This is a genomic window from Streptosporangium saharense (assembly GCF_014203715.1).
Taxonomy (GTDB): domain Bacteria; phylum Actinomycetota; class Actinomycetes; order Streptosporangiales; family Streptosporangiaceae; genus Streptosporangium; species Streptosporangium saharense.
Genome location: NZ_JACHJP010000004.1, coordinates 309650 through 328393 on the forward strand (window position 1 = coordinate 309650; position 18744 = coordinate 328393).

Genomic DNA, 18744 nt, shown 5'->3' on the forward strand with positions numbered 1-18744 from the left:
CCGCCGAGCCGTACGGACCCCCCTGCCGTACGGCTCGGCCACGCGTGTGGAGGTTCATGTGAGAAGCAACAGCCGGGTCCAGGCGGGCGTGGGAGAGAGCAGGAGGGCCGCGACCCCGGCGGCCCCGCGCAGCAGGCCCGGATTGTCGGTCTCCGTCCCCGGCTGTTCGACGTCGGGGTACCCGAGCAGGGCACCGGACCGGAACCCGTCGGCGAGTTCGGCCGCGAGGTTCTCCGCCGTGGCCACCAGGAGTGGGTCGCCGGTGTCACGGGCGAAGGCCGCCACGATCGCGAGCTGACCGGCCAGGCCGTGACAGAGGTTGGGCGAGTCGAGCACGGGCGGTCGGGAGCACAGCGTGCGCGTCGCCGTCACGGCCACGTCGACCAGGTCGGGGGAGCCGGTCGCGACCCCGGCGAGATACACGGCCCGCGCGATACCCGAGCTGCCGTGACACCAGGAACCGGCGTTCTCCACGGCCTCGCGGCCCGGCGGTTCCACGCTCGCGGGCCACAGCAGGCAGCCGGAGTCCCACGTCGCCAGCTCGGCCAGCCACCGGCCCGCCCCGAGCAGGGTGTCCCGGTGTCCCGTGCCACGGTGGATCTCCAGCAGCGCCAGCGCGGCGAGGGGTCCCGCGATCCCGTGCGCAACCCCCAGGTCGAGCCGTACGGCGCCGCCGAGCCGGTAGGCCATGCGGCCCCTGCCATCGGGACGCAGCACGGCCGCGAGCGCCTCGGCCACCGGGCCGACGACCCGGTCGATCTCCGGGGTGCGCTCCCGGCTCAGGAGGTAGCCAACCCACCCGGCGACCCCGTTCACCGTGTCATGGGAGGCGGGGCCGTACGGCATGGCGAGGGCGAGGGCGCGCATCCGAGGCAGCAGGGCGGCGTCGAGGGAGGCGAGCAGCGAGGTGTAGCGGGTGCCGCCCCGGCTCGCGAACCAGATCGCGGCGGCGTAGCCGACCGCCCCGGAGAACAGTCCGAGCGGCCGGGCCGGGTCGCCCACCTCGTCGAGGCCGGAGGCCAGCAGCCCATGCGCGGCCACGTCCCAGCCCGCGTCGGGGAAGCGGCCGTCGAACTCCGCGCACATGATCGCCAGTCCGGCGCCCCCGAGGGAGACGCCGGACGGCGACCAGGTGTTCACCTGCGGCTTGAGCGTGGCGCGGGCGAGCCGGACGAGCGCCCGGTCCCGGAGCACCGGGTCCAGCACGCGCCGTGCGACCTCACGCGCCACGTCAGTCGGCATGGTGTGGGGCACCGGTTCAGCAGACCCGGGAGCCCAGGTTGCAGCAGGTGTCGGTGCACGTCGGCTGGATGCAGGACGACATGTTCGGGCTGAAGGTGCACATCTGCACCGTCGTCTCCATGGCCTTGGGGAACGGGTTGGTCGCCGTGGCCTGGGACCGGACGGGGATGGTCCGCATCTCCAGGTCGAACAGTTCCTCGGTGTTGACGGTCATGATGCCTCTCGTGGTCGTCGGAACGGGGGTCAGCAGACCCGGGAGCCCTGGTAGCAGCAGGTGTCGGTGCACGTCGGCTGCGTGCAGGTGGACTGGATGGGGCTCAGCGTGCACTGGTACTGGGTGTTGGCCGAGCAGATGGTCATCCGCGTCACGGCCTCGTCCTGGACGCGCGCGGGGATGCTGCGCATCTGCAGGTCGAACGCCCCGAGAGGGTTCTCCATGGTGTTCTCCTCCATTGGTGGTCGCCCCCGGGAGGACCCGGGGGACTTGTCCGGCATGACCGGTCTATGGGGCCGTCAGGCCATGAGCAGGGCCGCGTCCCAGCGGCTGTCCGTCAGGTCGCCGGTGGCGTAGCCGTACAGGGCGAGGGCCGTGCCCGCGGCGCCGTCGAGCATCCCCGCGCTCTCCAGGTAGCGCTTCGGCGGCGGGACCAGGTAGCGGAACCCGACCTCGAAGCCGGGGTCGAACAGCTCGACTGTGCGTTCGGCGGCCAGGTCCGCGATGTCGCCCGCGGTCGTGTCCCCCTCGCTGTCGGCGGCCACGCGCATGGCGATCCGCAGCAGACCGGCCGAGCCGTGGCACACGGAGGGGGAGGCGAGCGTCCAGCCGTCCGTGGGCCGGTTGAGCAGGGACCGCATCGCGTCGAGGGCGGCCTCGCGCCAGTCGCGCCGGTCGAGGGCCAGCCCGGCGAGCTGGATCGACCTGGCGATGCCGGGCAGGCCGTAGCACCAGGTGGGCACGCATCCCGGTGTCGGCCGTTCGCCCCCGAGGTGCTGCTCGAAGGTGACCGTGTCGGGCCAGCAGACCCCGGCCGCGTCGGGGCAGCGCCAGTCCAGCAGCCACGCGACGACGCGCTCCATCGCCTCCCGCTGTCCCGGCACCCGCACCCCGGCCCGCCACGCCAGGGCGAGCAGCGCGAGCGGGCCCGCGATGCCGTGGGCGACCCCGACGTTGGCGTGCCCGTCGCGGTACACCGGGTCGTCCGGGATGTCCAGGCGGGGCCCGCCCGCGACCCACCAGCGGGGTACGGCCCGCCCGGCGACCTCGCCGGTCCCGGTGAGGGCGACCAGGTAGCGCAGCACGTCGCGCAGCACCCCGTCGTCCCCGCCGGAGGCCGCGAGCATGAGCAGGTAGCGGCCGAGCCCGCTGAGCCCGCTGATCACGTCGTACAGGCCCATGGACCCGGCGACGTGCTTCGGGTCGTCGTCGAGACGGCCGTGCCAGACGCGGGTGCGCTGCTCGACCAGGTCGGTGACGTAGTGGTCGAGGGGGTCGATCAGCGAGCGGTACTCACCGGGACCCGCCGCCGTCCTGGTGGCGAAGGCCAGCGAGGCGAGCCCGATGTAGAGCGAGCCACCGGTCGGCGGGTGCGGCCGGGTGACGGCCTCGGCGAGCAGCCGGTGCGCGGTCTCCCGGTGCGCCGCCTTTTCGCGGCCGAGTTCGGCGAACAGCAGCACCACGCCGGGATAGCCCATGGTCAGCGACAGGTCCTGGTAGACGCGCTCCTCCGGTCCTCCCGGGGCGAGTGTCGCCGCGTCGTCGATCGCGCGCCGTACCCGGTCCAAATCGGTGAGCCGTTCCGCGACGATCCCGGCTATCTCCCCCGCCCGGTCACGAAGATCACTCATCCCACGGCCCCCTTCCGGTTGAGGTGCGCCTGCCTGGCGAGGTGTTCGGCGACGGCGCCGCGGGCCACCGCGTACGCCGACTGCTCCGCCTCGGCGTCGATGCCGAGCAGCCGGTTGCAGTGCATGTGCAGCAGGCTCGTGACGACCTGGACCTCCAGGTCGCCGCCCGTCTGGGCCCGCAGGGCGCGGCCGTACTCGGCGAGGACCGGGGCTCGCTCCCGCCACGCGGCGAGGATCTCCACGCCACCGGGTTCCGCGGCCAGGGCGGACCACGGGCCCGTCACGTCGAGCAGGCGGCGCGCGTCGGCCCTGCGCTCCTGGAAGGCCGGGTGGTGCGCCCCCTTGGGATAGGCGTCGAGGAACCAGCCGGTCCACCCGGTGCCGTCGGCGAACCCACGGCAGATGTCGAGGCAGTTCGCCGCGGCCAGCAGCACCGGGTCGAACCCGGTAGCCCCGAGGGTCCCGAGCTGTCTGAGCACCGCCTCGCTGTCGGCCGCGAAGGCCCGTTCCGCGTGGTCGAGGACCTTCTCCCCGCCGTAGCGGACGGTCTCCGGCTCGTAGGTGTCGAGGGTCAGCCTGCGGATGAGGCCCGCCTCGCAGGCCCGCGCGGCCCAGTCGTGCAGCCGGGGCAGCACCCGTCCGTTGAGTACGGCCCGCTCCCCGTGGAAGCGCACGCGCAGGTGGGCGTCGGGATCCCGGTAGCGGATGAAGAACATCCGTCCCGCGTCCGTGCCGACGGCCCCGAGCAGGACGGGCAACTGCTCGGTCAGCAACTCGTCCTGACGGTCCTCGGCGACGTAGAGCTTGGCGAAGAGCCAGTCGCCGCCGGGGACGTGCCGGGGCTGCCCGGAGACTACGGTGACCGACGGCGGGCGCGTCGTCGCGGGGCTGCCGGGACGCGGCACCATCGGCACGACGATCTCGTTGGCGACGCCGCCGCACCACCCCGTCCCGTACTCACCGCCCGCGGGACGCTCGGTGATGACCGGGGGAAGCTCCTTCCTGGCCTCCCGCCAGAGCAGCCGCAGGTGTAGCGGCACGGTGAGGTTGAGGGCGACCCGCTGGTCCTCGTTGGTCATCTCGACCTCGTCGGGCACCGACCAGCGCTCACGCCAGCGTTCGAGTTCGGCGCGCCAGCGCGGCCACGACAGGGCGGGGTCGCGCAGCGCCCTGCTGAGCCGCCAGCGGGCCGAGGCGAGGATCGTCCGGTCGTGGCGGACCCGTGGCTGGTGGGGGAAACGGTCGAGACCGGTCCACTCCCAGGGGCGGACGCACCACCGGCGCACCTGGGTGATCTCGCCGAGGAAGCGGACCGCGTTGGGCTGCGCGATGTACGGGTTCAGCATGTGGCCGACCATGGGCGTCACCTCGCGGCCCGTGGCGGCCATGACGACGTGGAGGCGTTCCCGGTCCGCGACGATCGCGAGGTCGTCGACGCCGTGCACGCGCTCGTCGCCCCGCTCGGCGAACGCCCCGACGACCACCTGGTGTTCGGTCATCGCGGGGACGCGGCTGACGTTGCCGGAGCGGGAGTTGTTGGGCTGGAACCGTACCTGCGCGAGGAGTGTCTCGGGGGAGACCAGCTCGGGCCGCGCGTGGAGCTCCCTGAGCCGGGCCGCCGTGTCGCCGAGCAGGGGGAGGAACCGGCCGAAGAAGGCCCCCGGCTGGGGGCCGCCGAGCCCGTTGGAGACCACAAGCCGGAAGTCGCCCGCCGCGACGGCGTCGAGGGAGGCGCCGAGCAGCGTCACGGACATGTCGAAGGAGGCGGGGGGCCGTTCCCACACGCCCTCCTCGGTCAGCGCGGCGACGGCGGCCTCGTCGAGGACGACCTCGGCGGCGCCGGTGCGGTGCGCGTCCTGCGCCAGGTCGGCCAGCAGTTCCTGACGCTCAGGCCGGTGCCGTTGCCGGTTGTCGAACGGGCGGGTGCTCGGCGGACGCAGGTAGGTGGCCGGGGCGCCGAGTCCACGCTCCGGGTCGAGCATCTCCCGCAGCGGCACCGCGTGGCGGTAGCCGTACCGCTCGACGAAGGCGTTGTGGTAGTCGCGCAGGTGGTCGGGGACCGGGTCGGGCGACATGCGCCACAGGACCGTGGCGGCCTCGGCCATCTGGCGGGTCACGATCTCGGGCAGCCGGGCGTCCACGTCCACGGCGAGGTCGATCTGGAGCGGGTGCTCGGCGGCCTGGACGCGCCGCATCGCCGTCGTCAACGCGTTCAGCCGCGCCGTACCCGCCCCGACCGGCATTCGCGCGTAGTCGTCGAGCGCGCCGGGCAGCTCACGGAGCAGCCGTATCTCGTCCCGCCCCGCGACCGGCGCCAGTTTCCCGAGCACGTGGCCGAGCGCGTCGGCCGAGTCCGACGGCGGGCGCAGGTCGGTGAGCAGGAACTCCTTCTCGACGAGCTGCGCCAGCATGCCGTGCACGGTCTCCACGGGCGCCGCGAAGGCGTCGGCCAGCTCACCCGCCAGCTCGGGGTACGGTACGGGCCGCCGGGCGAGCTCCATGGCACGCCGTACGGCGGGCGTGTACCTGACCGAGAGCTCCTGGGTCCGGGACAGGACACCCCCGTTGGCGCCGTCACGAACGTAGGCCAGCACGAGGCGGTCCCCGCGCGGGGCGGCCAGGTCGTTGCCGACGAGCCGCAGGCACGCCAGGACCTCGGGCAGCCCCTCCCACCGCGTCACGGCGCCGAGCAGCCACTCGGAGTCCGCCTGGACGAGCTTCTCCCCGGGACCTCGGTACTCGAAGCCGTGGCCGTCACCGAAGGACACCGGCGCCACCCCGGCCATGAGCCCGAACGGCGTGGGCCGGTGCGACATCCTGATGAGGTACTTCGTGACCGTGTACACCATGCGGCGCAGCCGGGAGAAAGGAACCTGCCGTCCTTCCCTGATTTTCGCCAGTTCACCGGCCAGGGTGGGGTTCGAGACGGTGAACGCCTCGAAAACGGCGTCGTCGCCGATCGCGGACCGCAGATATCCGGCCATGGAAACTGCCTGTCCGCGATCCTCGGGGTCGAGATCGGTCACGGTGCCCGACGCCATTCCGAGGGGAAAGGCGGGGAGCCGCAGAAGTCCGAACGAAGGGGCGGAGAAAACCGGTCCGAGTTCATTCGTCAACGGCTTTTTCCGCCTTTCATGTGAAGGCGCATGTCCACATGTTTCGTTGGTCTCGGCCGTCGTTCAACGCGTGACCCTGCCAATTAGCGCGGGTTTCCTGCCAAGCGCGTTCGCCCGGCTTGTCCGCCTCTCCCGGCGCTCTGAGGCTTGGCCTGTGACTTCTGCACCGAACACGGCCCTCGTCGGCGGAGGCGACCCCGTCATGCCCACCTGGGCGCGGGTCGATCGCGAGGTCGCGCGGTCGAGCCTGTGGGCCGGGCTTTCCGCGGTCCGCGCCGCGGTGGGGGTCGTCGTCGCGATGGCCTGGCGCGTCGCCCGCCGTACCGTCCTGCTGGCCGTCGTCCTGAACCTGGCCGGAGGGCTGGCGACGGTGTTCGGCATCGTCACGAGCGCCCGGGTCATCGACGAGCTGATCGCGGGCGGGCCGACACCGGAGCGGGTCGTCGCGGCGCTGCCCTCCGTGGTGTGGATCGCGGTCGCCTACTCGCTGCGCGCCCTGCTGGACGCCGCCGCCACCGCCTCGCTCGGCGTCACGATCCCCAGGGTGCGGCAGGCGGCGCAGGTCGAGCTGCACGAGCTGGTCTCCGGGGTACGGCTTGTCGCCTTCGAGGACGCGAGCTTCCGTGAGCTGGTCGAACAGGGGTCGGGCGCCGGGATCAGGTCGATCGAGGCGAGCCTCAGGTACGGCGGCACGCTGCTGTCCTCGGGGGTCGCCGTGCTGGCCGCCCTCGTCGCGGTCGGCTCACTCGACCCCTGGCTCGTCCCGGTGACGCTGCTGGTCGCGGTCCCCGCGGCGTGGGCCTCCGCCAAGGCCGCGAGGATCGGCTACGCGTCCTTCCTGCGCATGGTGGCCACCCAGCGGCTCCAGGCGATCACCGGCAGGCTGCTGACCGATCGGGAGACGGCGGCGGAGCTGAGGGCGTTCACGCTCAGGGAGGCGATGCTCGGCGACTACCGCCTCGCGAGCGCTGCCCTCGGCGCCGAGGCGGTCAGGACGGAGACGCGCACGACGGGCGTCGCCCTGGCGGGCAGGGCGCTGGCGGGGGTCGGCGCCGGTGCCGCCTACCTCGCCCTGGGGCTCCTGCTGTACACCGGGCGGATGCCGCTCGCGCTCGGCGGCGCCGCGGTCATCGCGATGCGCGCCACGACCGGGGCCTTCTCGTCCGTCGTCCACACGGTCAACCAGTTCTACGAGGCCAGCTTCTACATCGACCTGTACCGGGGGCTGCGGCGGGAGTGCCGGGAGCGCACCCCGCCGCCCGCCGTACGGCACGCGCCCGCCGACCCCGAGGTGATCCGGCTCGACGGGGTCTCCTTCACCTACCCCGGCCAGGAGCACCCGGCCCTGCGGGAGGTCACCCTGGAGATCCGCAGGGGCCAGGTCGTAGCGCTCGTCGGGGAGAACGGCTCGGGCAAGACGACGCTCGCGAAACTGGTCGCCGGTCTCCACGCGCCGGGCTCAGGGGCGGTCCGCTGGGACGGCGTCGATCTGGCCGGGTGCTCGCCCGAGTCGGTGGCCGCCGCCGTCGCGGTGGTGTCCCAGCACCCGGCGCGCTGGCCGGTCTCCGCGGCGACGGCCGTACGGCTCGGCAGGGTCGAGCAGGTCGCCACGGGCGGGGATGCGGCGTTCGCGCACGCCGTCGAGGTGGCCGGGGTTCGTCCCGTCGTGGAGCGGCTCCCCGCCGGGTGGGACACCGTGCTGTCGCGGGAGTTCGAGCACGGCCGGGACCTGTCGGGCGGTGAGTGGCAGCGCGTCGGGATCGCCAGGGCGCTGTTCCGCGACGTCCCCGTCCTGGTCGCCGACGAGCCGACCGCCGCCCTGGACGCCCGCGCCGAGGCCGCGGTCTACGAGGCGCTGCGCACCCTGCGCGACGGCCGTACCTGCCTGCTCGTCACCCACCGGTTGGCGAACGTACGGCAGGCGGACCTGATCGTCGTGCTGCACCACGGCGAGGTGGTCGAGCGGGGCACGCACGAGGAGCTGATGCGCCTCGGTGGCCGGTACCGCGACCTGTACGACCTGCAGTCGGGGCCGTACGCCGAGCTCGCGTTCAGGCGGCCTCGTCCTTGGAGGTGGAGTCGGGAACGGGAACCAGCCGCACGTGCGGGAAGACCCACTTCCTGAACGCCCAGAAGCGGAAGACCATGGCGACCAGCGTGCCGACGACCTGCGCGCTCACGAAGTCGGCGATCTCCTGGGTCACCAGGCTCGCCTCCGGGGTCTCCAGGCCGAACACGTACCGGGAGATCCACAGCGGCGCGGAGCTGAGCACCAGACCGACCGCGCTGACCAGGAAGAACAGCGCCGCCTCGTGACGACGCTCACGGCCGCCCCTGGTCCGGAACGACCATTCGCGGTTCAGCACGTAGGACACGATCGTCGCCACGAGCACCGCGACGATCTTCGCGGTCACCGGCTTCGGCTCCAGGACGGTCAGCTTCAGCCCGTAGAACACCGCGTTGTCCACCAGGAACGCCGTTCCGCCGACCACCGCGAACTTCAGGAGTTCACGGTGCCTCAGCGCGCGGGCGCGCAGCGGTTCCGGCAACCTGGCGAGTACGGCCTTCGCTGTTCGGAGCACTCCTGGATCCTCTCACCGGATCCCGTGTCCTATCCGGCCCGCGGTCGTCAGGAGCAGGGGCAGGAAGTCCCGAGTCATCCGTTCGTGGGGGACCTCGGCGGCGATGGCGCTGACGTTGACGGCGGCCACGACGGTCCCGTCACCGTCGCGGACCGGCGCGGCGACGGAGCGGACCCCGGGGGTCATCTCCTCGTCGGTCGCCGCCCAGCCACGGGCCCTGACCTCCCGTAACTCCTCCCGCAGGTCGCCGGGGGGCCGCTCCCTGAAGGGGCGGACCGTCGCCGTCGAGGGGGTGCCCAGTGCCTCGTCGAGCCGGTCGAGGTCGAGGGCGGACAGCAGGACCTTGCCGAGGGCGGTGCTGCGCGCGGGCAGGCGCATGCCAGCGGTGACGTTGGCCGAGACGACCTTGGGCACGGCGACGCGGGCGGCGTAGACGACGTCCGAGCCGTCGAGCAGGGCGACCGAGGCCGCCTGATCAGTCGCCAGGACCAGTTCCCGCAGGTACGGCCGCGCGACCTCCCACAACCCCGCCGACATGGTGTAGGCGACGCCGAGCTCCAGCACCCGGGGGGTCAGCGTGAAACCGCCGCCGTCGGAGCGCACGTAGCCGAGCCGTTCGAGGGTGAGCAGGATGCGCCGCGCGGTCGGGCGGGCCAGGGCCGTCCCGGCGGCGATCTCGCTGAGGGATCTCGGCCGGTGGTGGGCGCCGAAGGACCTGATCACGTCGAGACCGCGTGCGAGGGCCTCGACGAAGTCGGGACCGGTGTTCTCCCGGGCCATGGTTACCGTCCTCCACCCGCGTCCGACAAGCGGTTATCCGTACAACGGACAGTCGTACGGCGATGCTTTTCCCATTCGTGTCCAGGTAATTTACCTGGCGTTGACATCGTTGACGCCAGGTTACCGCTCACCTAAGCTCAGCGGCGCCGAGAAACGGACAGTTGTCCGATGGACGGACAGGCTGGGCAGGGAGCGAGGCAAGAGAGATGCGAAGGACTGACGCGGACGTCGTCGTCATCGGTGGCGGCCCCTCGGGTGCGACAGTCGCCGCCGAGGCCGCCCGCCTCGGGGCGCGCGTGGTCGTGCTGGAGAAACGGGAGGGCGACAGCCCGTCGCGGGCCGGGGTCATCCAGCCACGCGTGCTCGAACTCCTCGACGCCCGAGGGCTCATGGGCCGCTTCCGCGACGCCGCCAAGGACTGGCGGCCCGACTTCGAGGTTCCCCGTTACATCTACGCCGGGCTGGTCGGCCTGCGCTACGACCTGCTGGACAGCGCGCACCCGTACGCGCTGATCCTGCCGCAGACCACGACCGAGCACCTGCTGCGCGCCTGGGCCACCGAGGCGGGGGCCGAGGTGCGGCGCGGGGTGACCTACGTCGAGCACACCGAGGACGACGACGGCGTCACCGTGACCGCGCTCGACGCGGACGGGGCGACCGTCACCCTCCGCGCCGGGTTCCTGGTCGGCGCGGACGGCGCCCGCAGCACGGTACGGACCCACCTCGGCGTCCCCTTCGAGGGCCGCGAGACGGAGATGACGGCGGTGTCGATCGACGCCGACCTGACCTTCCCGTGGGAGGCGTCGATGCAGATGCGGCGCAACGAGAACGGCTGGATCCTGGCCTATCCGTTCGGGCAGCGGACCACCCGTTTCATCATCGTCGCCGAGGCGCGCCGTACCGTGCCGAGGGGCGAACCGGTGACGATCGAGGAGGTCCGCGAGAGCCTGCGCGCGATCTTCGGTGACGACTTCGGCGTCACCACCGCCAAGTGGGTCTCCCGGTACGGCGACGCCCACAAGATGACGCCCTACCTGCACCGGGGCCGGGTCTCGCTCGTCGGCGAGGCGACCCGGGTGCACTACCCGGCCAGCGGCATCGGGATGAACTACTGCATCCAGGACGCCTTCAACCTCGGCTGGAAGCTCGGCCTGGTCGCCACCGGCGACGCCCCCGAGGCGCTGCTCGACACCTACGACGGTGAACGGCACCCGGTGCTGCGGGAGGTCATGGACGACATCGCGGCCCAGTGCAAGCTGCACTTCGACTTCACTCCCGGTGGCCTGCGGCTCAAGGACTTCGTGGAGAGCGAGCTGATCCCCATCCCTGAGGTGAACGCGATCCTGTGCGACCGGCTGAGCGGGTTCGGGACCAGCTACCACCGGCAGGACGACCCGCATCCGGCCGACGGCACCCGCGTCGGCGAGATGCCCCTGGGTGACCGGCGCTACACCGAGGTCGCGGCCGGGAGCGCGTTCGTGCTCGCCGAACGCGCCGACGGGGCGCCGACCACCAGGGCGCTGCCGTCCAGGGTCACCCGGGTCGTGACCGGGGAACCCGGCTTCGCGCGGGAGCTGGCCGGTGCCGCCGCCGCGCTCATCCGTCCCGACGCCTACGTGGCGCGGGCCTGGGACACCACCCCGTCCGACCGGGAGGTCGAGGCGGCCTACGCGGAGGCGGTCGGCTATGGCGTTCGTTGAGGAACTGCTGGTCAGGGGTGGCTGGGTCGTCTCCGGCGACCCGGCGATCGGGACCGTGCGCGACACCGACGTCCTGGTGCGCGGCGGGACGATCGCCGAGATCGGCCGGGGGATCACGGCTCCGGGCGCCGAGGTGATCGACGCCTCCGGGATGCTCGTGATCCCCGGTCTCGTGGACGCCCACAAGCACACCTGGCAGTCCGCCGTACGTCACCGGTGCACCGGCATGGACCTGATGACCTACTTCGGGGAGATGTTCGGACGGCTCGGCCCCCGCTACCGGCCGCACGACGTCCACGTGGGCAACCTGCTCGGCGCGCTGGCCGCCCTCGACTCCGGCACGACGACCCTCATGGACTGGTCGCACGTGCAGAACTCTCCCGAGCACGCCGACGCCGCGATCCAGGGCCTGCGGGAGGCGGGTATACGCGCGGTGTTCGGCCACGGCTGGCCCCTGGTGGACCTGCCCGAGTGGATCATGGGGAGCACCCGCGACCACACCGGCGACCTGCGCCGCATCCGCGAGGAACTGCTCTTCGACGACGACGCCCTCGTCACGCTGGCCCTGGCCGGGCGCGGTCCCGAGCTGTCCACGATGGAGGTGACCCGCAACGACCTCGCGATGGCCCGCGACCTGGGCATCCGCACCTCCATCCACATGGGCTGCGGCGAGGAGTTCGGCGCCATGGCCGCCATCGCCCAGATGGACGACGCCGGGCTGCTCGGCCCCGACCTGACCTTCGTGCACTGCGGAGAGAACAGCGACGACGAACTGCGGATGATGGCCGACCACGGCGTCTCGGCGGCGGTCGCCCCGCAGCACGAACAGGGCCTTCCCGGCATCGGGCACACCCCGATCGACCGGCTGCGCGGCCTCGGCGTCACGACCGGCCTCAGCACCGACACCGAGGCGTACGGCGCGGCCGACCTGTTCACCCAGATGCGGGTGGCGCTGGCCGCGACCAGGAGCCTGGTCAACACCGGACGGTCGCGCTTCGAGGAGCCGCTGAGCGCCTTCTCCGCCACCGACGTCCTCCACCTGGCCACCCAGGGCGCCGCCGACGCGCTCGGTCTCGGCGACCGGGTGGGCAGCCTCACGCCCGGCAAGGCCGCGGACATCGTGCTGGTCAGGGCCACCGACCTCAACCTCTGGCCGGTGACGGACCCGGTGGCCGCCCTGGTCAACGCCGCCCACCCCGGCAACGTGGACACGGTCGTCGTGGCCGGGACGGTCCGCAAGCGGGGCGGGGTCCTGCTCGGCGTCGACCAGGACCGGCTGCGCGCCCTCGCCAAGGCCTCGAACCAGCACATTCTCAGCTCTTGACACCCCTGCAACGGAGGAACCTCATGACCCTCGACAGCGGATTCGCCGGTTTCCTCGGCATGCTCCGCTCCGTCGGAGCGCCGGGATCGTTCGACGGCGAGCCGGAGGAGATGCGCGCCAGGATGACCCAGGCTGTCGAAGGCGGCTGGGACCCGGCCGCCTTCGCGCCGGTCGCCTCCGACGAGGAGGCCGTCGCCGGGCGGGAAGGGCCGCGCCTGCGGGTCTTCCGGCCCGAGGCCGAGGGGCCGGTCCCCACGGTGCTGTACTTCCACCCCGGCGGCTTCGTCATGGGCAGCGCCCACCTCATGCAGGACGTCGCCCGCCGTCTGAGCCACGAACTGTCCGCCGTCGTCGTCTCCGTGGACTACCGGCTCGCCCCGGAGAACCCGTTCCCCGCCGCCGTGGAGGACGCCTGGGCCGCGCTCGGCTGGGCCAGGGCCAACATCGCCGCGCTCGGCGGCGACGCCGACCGGATCGGCCTGGCCGGGGAGAGCTCCGGCGCCAACCTGGCCGCCGTCACCGCGCTGCGCGCCGCCAGGAGCGGGGAGCCCGTCCGCGCGCTGCTGCTCGCCTCGCCCGTCACGGACTTCACCGCGTCCTACCCCTCGGCGACCGAGAACGCCTCCGGCTACTTCTTCGAGGCCAAGGATCTGACCGTGGTCCGCGGCCACTACTTCGGCGACGACCCGGAGACCGCGCGCGACGACCGCGTCTCCCCGGCGCTGGCCGAGGACCTCGGGGGGATGCCCAGGACCGTGGTCGGCGTCGCCGGGTTCGACCCGCTGCGGGACGACGGCGTCGTCTTCGCCGGACGGCTGCTCCAGGCGGGCGTGCCCGTCGCGCTCCGGGTCCACGCCGGTCTCATCCACCCGTTCTTCGGCATGCCGGGCGTCTCACCCGCCGCCGACCGGGCCGTCACCGAACTCACCGAACTGTTCGCCGCCGCACTCGACTGACCGCCACACCCGCGATGCGAGGGGGACCGCTTCGCTGTCACGACCACCAGGAGGTACCACGATGTCCAGCAAGACCTGGAGGCGGAACCCGCTCGCCCTGCTCTGCGCCGGGATGCTCGCCCTCACCGCGTGCTCGTCCACGACCACCACGCCACCAGAAACCGCGAACGCCGCGAAGATCACCATCAGCAAGGCCCTCGACGAACTGGTCAGGGGCACCTACGGCACCCCACCGACGAGCGCCCCACCGCCGCCCCCGGGCAAGAAGGTGTGGATCGTCTCCTGCGGGCAGAGCGCGATCGGCTGCCAGACCGGCGCCGAGGCGGCCAAGGAGGCAGCCCAGGCCGCGGGCTGGCAGGCCCAGATCTGCGACGGCAAGCTGAACGCGGGCGGCGCCTTCGCCCAGTGCGTCCGCCAGGGCGTCGCCGCCAAGCAGGACGCGATCATCACCGAGGCCATCGACTGCGCCGACATCCAGCAGCCGTTGCGCGAGGCCAAGGCCGCCGGGGTGCTCACCGTCGACTTCTGGGGCTTCGACTGCGACGCCGGGGAGAAACTGTTCACCGCCTCCGCCGTACCGGCCGAGAAGTATCCGACGAACGCGCTCTACCAGGAGGCCATCGGCAGGGCGCGGGCCGAGTGGATCACGGCCAGGTCCGGGGGACAGGCGACGGTCGTCGAGCTGGTCTTCCAGGGGACGAACATCGGCGCCGCGCTGCACCGGGGGTTCGTCGAGGGCATGGCCCCGTGCGCCGGATGCACGGTCCACCCCGTTGACGTGACGCTCACCACCTTCGGCGACGTGCGCCAGATCATCGAGTCGGCCCTGCTGCGGCACCCCGACGCCACCTGGGTCTCCGTCCCGCTCGACTCGCTCGTCCTGGCCGGAGCCGCGCAGGCCGTCGCCGGTTCGCCGCGCCGTGCCGAGATCAAGCTGATCGGCGGCGAGGGGCTGCCCCCCAACCTGAACCTCATCCGCGAGGAGCAGGGGCAGAGCGCCGCCGTCGGCCAGCCCATCGACTGGTACGGCTGGGCCGCCGTGGACACCCTGATCAGGGCCTTCGCCGGGCAGGAACCGGTGTCGGCGGGACTGGGCTTCCAGATCGTCGACTCGACCGCCAACCTGCCGACGTCGGGCGCCTACCCGGCCCCGGTGGACTTCCGCGCGGCCTACCGGAAGGCGTGGGGCCGGTGACCACCCCGCGTGAGGCACTCCTCCACGTCGAGGACGTCCACAAGTCCTACGGCCCGGTCCCCGTGCTCAAGGGCGTCCACCTGGACCTGTATCCCGGGGAGGTGCACGCCCTGGCCGGGGGCAACGGGTCGGGCAAGTCCACCCTGATCAAGGTGCTGGCCGGGATCGAGCACGCGGACGCGGGCACCCTGCGCGTGCCGGGACGCCCGACAACCGACCTGGCCGGTTTCGGCGCGGCGGCCTCCAGCAGGGCCGGGCTGCGCTTCGTGCACCAGGACCTCGGGCTGGTCCTCGACATGACGGTCGCGGAGAACTTCGCGCTGTCACGCGGCTTCCCCGCGAGGTTCGGGGCCGTGGCGTGGTCGCGGCTGCGCCGGGCCGTCGCCGACAGGTTGGAACGGTTCGACCTCGCGGTCGATCCGGGAGCGAGGGTGGCGAGCCTGCGCCCGGCCGACCGCACGATGGTGGCCGTCGCCCGCGCGCTCGCCGACGACGAACCGGGTCAGATCCTCGTCCTCGACGAGCCGACCGCGAGCCTGCCCCACCACGAGGTGGACATCCTCCTCGATGCCCTGGCCCGCAGGGCGGCCAAGGGGCAGGCGATCCTCTACGTCAGCCACCGGCTGGCCGAGGTGCTGTCGCTGGCCCACCGGGTGACGGTCCTGCGCGACGGCACGGTCGCCGAGAGCCGCCCGACCGCCGACCTCGACGGCCTCGGGCTCGCCGAACTCATCGCCGGACGCTCCGTCGAGACGCTCTACCCGGCGCGGGCCGTACCCACCGAGAAGCCGGAACGGCCCGTGGTCCAGGTGCGGGAGCTGTGCGCGGGACCGCTGCGCGAGGTCAGCATGGAGGCGCACGCCGGAGAGATCGTGGGCGTCGCCGGACTGCTCGGCTCGGGGCGTTCGACGCTGCTGCGCAGCCTGTTCGGCGCCGTCGTGCCGCGCTCGGGCTCGATCACGGTCGAGGGAAGGCCGCTGCCGCCCTCCGTGCGGGCCGCCATGCGGGCCGGGGTCGCGCTGGTGCCCGAGGACCGGCAGCGCGAGGCGCTCTTCGGCGACCTGTCGGTCGTGCGGAACACCACGATCGCCACCCTCGCCCGGCACACCCGGTGGTCGTGGCTGCGGCCCTCCAGCGAGCGGGCCGCGACCCGGGACGCGATCGACGACTTCGCGATCAGGGTTCCGGCCCCGGCCCAGGCGATCACCCGGCTCTCCGGGGGCAACCAGCAGAAGGTCGTGCTCGCCCGCTGGCTGCAACGGGAGCCCCGGGTCCTGCTGCTCGACGAGCCGACCCAGGGCGTGGACGTGCTGGCCAGGGCCGACATCTACCGGCGGCTGCGGGAGGTCGCCGTCGGCGGCACCGCCGTGGTCGTCGCCTCCTCCGACGTCGAGGAGCTGGCCAACCTCTGCGACCGGGTCGTGGTGCTGCGGGCCGGGCGGGTGAGCGCGCGCCTGCGCGGCACGGAGGTCGCCATCCCCGCCATCGTCAGGCACTCCTACGCCGACCGGGAGGCGTCATGAGCCGGGCTCTTGGCGAGCGGTACGGCCTGCTCCTGCTGCTGGCCGGGGTGTGCCTGTTCTTCGGCGTCCTGCCCGCGAGCGCGGCGGCCTTCCCCACGGCGGCCAACCTCCAGGCGGTCCTGGGCAACATCGCCGTGGTCTCGGTGCTGGGGATCGCGGCCGTCTTCCCGCTGGTCGGCGGGCACTTCGACTTCTCGGTCGCGGCGACCTCACTGGTGTCCTCGATCACCTGCGCGGCCCTGCTGTCCGACCACCACGCCCCGCTCGTGGTCGGGGTGGCCGGTGGCCTGCTCGCCGGGCTCGTCGTCGGCCTCGTCAACGCGACCCTCGTGGCGGTCCTCAGGCTCAACGCCTTCATCGTCACGATCGGCACCGCGACCCTGCTGCCCGGCGTCGTGCAGTGGTACACGGGCGGCGTCGGCATCACCCGCGACATCGCACAACCGCTGCGGGACCTCGGGTCGGGGACCTGGCTCGGCCTGCCCCGGGTGATCTGGCCGGTGGCGCTCGTCATCGCCGCCTGCTGGTTCGTGCTCGGCCAGACCGCCGTGGGCCGCCGCCTGCACGCGGTGGGCAGCAACCCCGCCGCCGCCCGGCTCGTCGGCATCCCGGTCACCCGGGTGTCCTTCCTGGCCTTCGTGATCTCCGGGGGACTCGCCGGGGTCGCCGGGATCCTGCTCACCGCGCGCAATGGCGGCGGCCTGGTCACCAGCGGCGTCGATCTGCTCTTCCCCGCGCTGGCCGCCGTCTTCCTGGGCGGCACCGCGATCGACCCGGGCCGTTACAACGTGCTCGGCACCGTGGTCGGGGCGCTGTTCGTCGCGGTCTCGGTGAGCGGGCTCACGCTCGCGGGCGCCGCCGACTGGGTGCCTGACGTGTTCAACGGCGCGGCCCTCGTCGTCGCCGTGGCGGTCTCCACCTTGCTGGCCAGACGCCGCGGAACCCCATGATGAAGGAGGAAACTGATATGTCCGTCATAGAGCACTGGATCGGCGGCCGGGCCGTCACCGGAAAGTCCGTGCGAACCGCCCCCGTCCACGACCCCGCGACCGGCCGACAACGGAACGAGGTGCTCCTCGCGACCCCCGAGGACGCCGCCACGGCGGTTGAGGCCGCCCGGGCGGCCTTCGAGGGGTGGAGCCAGACGTCGCTGATGCGGCGCGCCCGGGTGCTGTTCGCCTTCAGGGAGCTGGTCGACCGCGAGGCGGGCAGGCTCGCCGAGCTGATCACCGCCGAGCACGGCAAGGTGCTCTCCGACGCCCTCGGTGAGGTACGGCGCGGCATCGAGGTCGTCGAGTTCGCCTGCGGCATCCCCACCCTGCTCAAGGGCGACTACTCCGACCAGGTCTCGACGGGCGTGGACACCTGGTCCTTCCGCGAGCCACTCGGCGTGTGCGTCGGGATCACGCCGTTCAACTTCCCGGCGATGGTGCCGATGTGGATGTTCCCGGTGGCCATCGCCTGCGGCAACACGTTCGTGCTCAAGCCGAGCGAGCGCGTCCCCTCGGCGTCGATGCTGCTCGCCGAGCTGTGGCGGGAGGCCGGGCTGCCCGACGGCGTCTTCAACGTGCTGCACGGGGACGCGGTCGCCGTGGACGCCCTCATCGACGCGCCCGAGGTCGCCGCCGTCTCCTTCGTCGGCTCGACCCCCGTGGCCCGCCACGTCCACGAGCGCGCCTCCGCGGCGGGCAAGCGGGTCCAGGCGCTCGGCGGGGCCAAGAACCACGCCGTCGTCCTGCCCGACGCCGACCTCGACTTCGCCGCCGACCATCTCGTCGCCGCCGCGTACGGCTCGGCGGGCGAACGCTGCATGGCCATCTCCGCCGCCGTCGCCGTCGGCTCCCAGGCCGACAGGGTCGTCGAGGCGGTCGCCGGGCGGGCGAAGGCCGTACGGGTCGGGCCCGGAACCGACCCCGGCAGCGAGATGGGGCCCGTGGTCACTCGCCAGGCCAGGGAACGCATCGCCACGCTGATCGGCACCGGCGCCGAGCAGGGCGGAAAGCTCGTGGTGGACGGCCGCGACCACGTCGTCCCCGGCCACGAGGAGGGCTTCTTCCTCGGCCCGACGCTGATCGACCACGTGCGCCGGGACATGGACGTCTACCGGGAGGAGATCTTCGGCCCGGTGCTCTGCGTCGTGCGCGCCGACGACGTGGACGAGGCCATCGCTTTGATCAACGCCAACCCGTACGGCAACGGCACCGCGGTCTTCACATCGAGCGGCGAGGCGGCCCGGCGGTTCCAGCGCGGCGTCCACGTGGGGATGGTCGGGATCAACGTCCCGGTGCCGGTCCCGATGGCCTTCCACTCCTTCGGCGGCTGGAAGGCGTCGCTGTTCGGCGACCGGCACGTGCACGGCCCCGAGGGCGTCGGCTTCTACACCCGCGCCAAGGTCGTCACCGCCCGCTGGCCCAGGTCACGCGGCCTTCCCGGAGAGAGCCGCAAGGCCAGCTTCGACTTCCCGAACGACGCGTGAGGAGA

At 72.8% G+C, this 18744-nt stretch carries 15 protein-coding genes; 8 read left to right on the forward strand and 7 right to left on the reverse strand.

Annotation, left to right across the window (positions count from 1 at the left end):
- Positions 1 to 54: 54 nt before the first annotated feature.
- The 5 genes from FHS44_RS21110 to FHS44_RS21130 all read right to left on the reverse strand — a co-directional run bounded on the left by FHS44_RS21110 (position 55) and on the right by FHS44_RS21130 (position 6113).
- Positions 55 to 1242, reverse strand: coding sequence for a lanthionine synthetase LanC family protein (locus FHS44_RS21110; RefSeq protein ID WP_184717242.1), 1188 nt, complete (start codon positions 1240 to 1242; stop codon positions 55 to 57).
- A gap of 16 nt (positions 1243 to 1258) precedes the next feature.
- A complete protein-coding gene (locus FHS44_RS21115) occupies positions 1259 to 1456 on the reverse strand; it encodes a hypothetical protein (protein WP_184717245.1) in 198 nt (65 codons plus the stop codon).
- A gap of 29 nt (positions 1457 to 1485) precedes the next feature.
- Positions 1486 to 1680, reverse strand: coding sequence for a hypothetical protein (locus FHS44_RS21120; RefSeq protein WP_184717247.1), 195 nt, complete (start codon positions 1678 to 1680; stop codon positions 1486 to 1488).
- A gap of 75 nt (positions 1681 to 1755) precedes the next feature.
- Positions 1756 to 3087 carry a lanthionine synthetase C family protein gene (locus FHS44_RS21125; RefSeq protein ID WP_184717249.1) on the reverse strand — a complete coding sequence of 444 codons (1332 nt, stop codon included), beginning with the start codon at positions 3085 to 3087 and terminating at the stop codon, positions 1756 to 1758.
- Positions 3084 to 6113: a lantibiotic dehydratase gene (locus tag FHS44_RS21130; RefSeq protein ID WP_184717251.1), complete on the reverse strand. Its 3030-nt coding sequence runs from the start codon at positions 6111 to 6113 to the stop codon at positions 3084 to 3086. Before FHS44_RS21130 ends, FHS44_RS21125 begins: the two co-directional genes overlap by 4 nt.
- A 244-nt stretch (positions 6114 to 6357) precedes the next feature.
- Here FHS44_RS21130 and FHS44_RS42385 point away from each other — a divergent pair, with 244 nt between their 5' ends.
- Complete coding sequence (locus tag FHS44_RS42385; RefSeq protein ID WP_221461107.1) at positions 6358 to 8328, forward strand: ABC transporter ATP-binding protein; 1971 nt, start codon at positions 6358 to 6360, stop codon at positions 8326 to 8328.
- On the opposite strand, the gene FHS44_RS21140 is transcribed toward FHS44_RS42385, so the two are convergent.
- Together FHS44_RS21140 and FHS44_RS21145 are read right to left on the reverse strand one after the other, a co-directional pair.
- A complete protein-coding gene (locus tag FHS44_RS21140; RefSeq protein WP_184717253.1) occupies positions 8255 to 8785 on the reverse strand; it encodes a GtrA family protein in 531 nt (176 codons plus the stop codon). The two genes, FHS44_RS42385 and FHS44_RS21140, sit on opposite strands and share 74 nt — an antisense overlap.
- 12 nt (positions 8786 to 8797) lie before the next feature.
- Complete coding sequence (locus FHS44_RS21145; RefSeq protein WP_184717255.1) at positions 8798 to 9565, reverse strand: IclR family transcriptional regulator domain-containing protein; 768 nt, start codon at positions 9563 to 9565, stop codon at positions 8798 to 8800.
- A 206-nt stretch (positions 9566 to 9771) separates the two neighbouring features.
- On the opposite strand from FHS44_RS21145, the gene FHS44_RS21150 reads away from it, so the two are divergent.
- From FHS44_RS21150 to FHS44_RS21180, 7 genes are all read left to right on the forward strand, one after another.
- Entirely contained in the window at positions 9772 to 11265 is a 1494-nt protein-coding gene (locus tag FHS44_RS21150; RefSeq protein WP_184717257.1) for an FAD-dependent oxidoreductase, read from the forward strand.
- A complete protein-coding gene (locus FHS44_RS21155) occupies positions 11252 to 12589 on the forward strand; it encodes an amidohydrolase family protein (protein ID WP_184717259.1) in 1338 nt (445 codons plus the stop codon). Before FHS44_RS21150 ends, FHS44_RS21155 begins: the two co-directional genes overlap by 14 nt.
- 23 nt (positions 12590 to 12612) lie before the next feature.
- A complete protein-coding gene (locus FHS44_RS21160; RefSeq protein ID WP_184717261.1) occupies positions 12613 to 13545 on the forward strand; it encodes an alpha/beta hydrolase in 933 nt (310 codons plus the stop codon).
- Positions 13546 to 13606: 61 nt separating this feature from the next.
- Complete coding sequence (locus FHS44_RS21165; protein WP_184717263.1) at positions 13607 to 14740, forward strand: sugar ABC transporter substrate-binding protein; 1134 nt, start codon at positions 13607 to 13609, stop codon at positions 14738 to 14740.
- Positions 14737 to 16263 carry a sugar ABC transporter ATP-binding protein gene (locus FHS44_RS42390; protein WP_184717265.1) on the forward strand — a complete coding sequence of 509 codons (1527 nt, stop codon included), beginning with the start codon at positions 14737 to 14739 and terminating at the stop codon, positions 16261 to 16263. The genes FHS44_RS21165 and FHS44_RS42390 overlap by 4 nt, the downstream gene beginning before the upstream one ends.
- Positions 16260 to 17213 carry an ABC transporter permease gene (locus tag FHS44_RS21175; protein WP_184717267.1) on the forward strand — a complete coding sequence of 318 codons (954 nt, stop codon included), beginning with the start codon at positions 16260 to 16262 and terminating at the stop codon, positions 17211 to 17213. Before FHS44_RS42390 ends, FHS44_RS21175 begins: the two co-directional genes overlap by 4 nt.
- Before the next feature lie 17 nt (positions 17214 to 17230).
- Positions 17231 to 18739 (forward strand): CoA-acylating methylmalonate-semialdehyde dehydrogenase, encoded by a 1509-nt coding sequence (locus tag FHS44_RS21180; protein ID WP_184717269.1) that lies wholly within the window; start codon positions 17231 to 17233, stop codon positions 18737 to 18739.
- Positions 18740 to 18744 lie beyond the last annotated feature (5 nt).